The organism is Ideonella sp. B508-1 (genome assembly GCF_000333615.1).
GTDB lineage: Bacteria > Pseudomonadota > Gammaproteobacteria > Burkholderiales > Burkholderiaceae_C > Ideonella.
The window spans coordinates 1-1,775 of record NZ_BADL01000075.1; the positions used below are offsets into that span (position 1 = coordinate 1).

3 protein-coding genes are annotated in these 1,775 nt (G+C 62.3%); all 3 read left to right on the forward strand.

The window, feature by feature from the left end; translation table 11 throughout:
- The first annotated feature begins 157 nt into the window (after positions 1-157).
- Positions 158-535 (forward strand): 30S ribosomal protein S12, encoded by a 378-nt coding sequence (gene rpsL / locus I73_RS03300; RefSeq protein ID WP_022979311.1) that lies wholly within the window; start codon positions 158-160, stop codon positions 533-535.
- A 193-nt stretch (positions 536-728) separates the two neighbouring features.
- Positions 729-1,199, forward strand: coding sequence for a 30S ribosomal protein S7 (gene rpsG, locus I73_RS03305; protein WP_022979312.1), 471 nt, complete (start codon positions 729-731; stop codon positions 1,197-1,199).
- A gap of 62 nt (positions 1,200-1,261) precedes the next feature.
- On the forward strand, positions 1,262-1,775 hold a 514-nt coding region (locus tag I73_RS25695), incomplete at its 3' end, for a GTP-binding protein (RefSeq protein WP_040499472.1).

Consider the following 1,775-nt stretch of genomic DNA (forward strand, 5'->3'; position numbering starts at 1 on the left):
GCGTAGGCGCCCATTGGGGTGCCCCTGGGTGACCCCGGGCACGCGTGGCCGGCGCGAAGGTCGTGTGGCGTCGGGGTGCGCGAACCTGCTTCATTGGCAGGGCGGCGCGCCCTGGTGCCTTTTTGTCGTCGTAACTTCAAACGGGAACAAGTTACCCATGCCCACCATCAACCAGCTCGTGCGCCACGGCCGTCAGGTCGAAGTCACGAAGTCCAAGTCGCCTGCGATGCAGAACTGCCCGCAGCGCCGCGGTGTCTGCACCCGCGTCTACACCACCACCCCGAAGAAGCCGAACTCGGCGCTGCGGAAGGTGGCCAAGGTGCGCCTGACCAACGGTTTCGAGGTCATCTCGTACATCGGTGGTGAAGGCCACAACCTGCAAGAACACAGCGTCGTGCTCGTGCGCGGCGGCCGTGTGAAGGACTTGCCGGGTGTGCGTTACCACATCGTCCGCGGTTCTCTGGACCTGCAAGGCGTGAAGGATCGCAAGCAAGCGCGTTCCAAGTACGGCGCCAAGCGCCCCAAGAAGGCCTGATCCGCTTTCTTGAAAACAGGATGTCACGCCCGGCCGTCAGGCTTGCGGTGTGGAAGTTGCGGTGAATCCGGACGTCCGGAAGCCACCGAGTAAGTGAGGGTCCTGCCACCGGTCTTGAAATCAAGGTGGTCATGGTGCTCTCGCGGTGTCGGGAATGCGAATCCCGGCGCCAACTGAAGATGAAGGAAGAGAAATGCCTCGTCGTCGCGAAGTCCCCAAGCGCGAAATCCTGCCGGATCCGAAGTTCGGATCGGTGGATCTGTCCAAGTTCATGAACGTGATCATGGAATCCGGCAAGAAGGCCGTGGCCGAACGCATCATCTACGGTGCGCTCGACCAGGTTGAGCAGAAGGCCAAGAAGGACCCGCTGGAGGTCTTCATGGTCGCGCTGAACAACGTCAAGCCGATGGTCGAAGTCAAGAGCCGCCGCGTCGGTGGTGCGAACTACCAAGTTCCCGTGGAAGTTCGCCCCGTCCGCCGGATGGCCCTGGCCATGCGTTGGCTGAAGGAATCGGCCCGCAAGCGCGGTGAGAAGTCGATGGCTGCCCGCCTGGCCAATGAGCTGCTGGAAGCCTCCGAAGGCCGCGGCGGCGCCATGAAGAAGCGTGACGAAGTGCACCGCATGGCCGAGGCCAACAAGGCCTTCTCGCACTTCCGCTTCTAAAACCCTGTCCCCTGGCCGCCGCCGGACATCCCGGTGGCGGCAATTCCTCTTTGGAGTGAACCATGGCTCGCAAGACCCCCATCGAGCGCTACCGCAACATCGGTATCTCGGCGCACATCGACGCTGGCAAGACCACGACGACCGAACGCATCCTGTACTACACCGGTGTGAACCACAAGATCGGTGAAGTGCACGACGGTGCCGCCACGATGGACTGGATGGAGCAAGAGCAGGAACGTGGCATCACCATCACGTCTGCGGCCACCACCTGCTTCTGGAAGGGCATGGACATGTCCTATCCGGAGCACCGCTTCAACATCATCGACACCCCGGGGCACGTGGACTTCACCATCGAGGTGGAGCGTTCCATGCGCGTCCTGGACGGCGCCTGCATGGTCTATTGTGCCGTGGGTGGCGTGCAGCCCCAGTCGGAAACCGTCTGGCGCCAGGCCAACAAGTACAAGGTGCCCCGTCTGGCGTTCGTCAACAAGATGGACCGCACCGGCGCGAACTTCTTTCAGGTCGTTGAACAGATGAAGACCCGCCTGAAGGCCAACCCTGTGCCCATCGTGATTC

Coding starts and splice junctions, on each gene's coding strand:
- rpsL (WP_022979311.1), top strand. CDS start 158: ATGCCCACCATCAACCAGCTCGTGCGCCACGGCCGTCAGGTCGAAGTC.
- rpsG (WP_022979312.1), top strand. CDS start 729: ATGCCTCGTCGTCGCGAAGTCCCCAAGCGCGAAATCCTGCCGGATCCG.